Raw genomic sequence first — 238 nt, forward strand, 5'->3', positions numbered from 1 at the left:
TGCGTGAAGCGTCTGTTTCGCCACTCTCAGCTCTGTTGCAGTCTTGCGAGTGGAGTTGCACCCGGATGAATGAGCAGGCCCAGAGCGTTGAACAACGCTTTGAATCGACCCCAGCCGCCCACGGCAGCTGGTCCCGTCACGACACCTCCTGGATGCTGGGCCTGTTTGGCACGGCCATCGGCGCCGTAACCCTGTTCCTGCCGATCAACGCCGGGCTCGGTGGTTTCTGGCCTTTGCT

The 238-nt window shown here is 61.8% G+C and carries 1 pseudogene; it reads left to right on the forward strand.

The features are described 5' to 3' along the window. Positions 1-65: 65 nt before the first annotated feature. Positions 66-238 (forward strand): annotated as a pseudogene (locus M2D63_RS26080) (HAAAP family serine/threonine permease); the annotation flags it as partial.

It is taken from the genome of Pseudomonas sp. BJa5, assembly GCF_030272875.2.
Taxonomy (GTDB): Bacteria; Pseudomonadota; Gammaproteobacteria; order Pseudomonadales; family Pseudomonadaceae; genus Aquipseudomonas.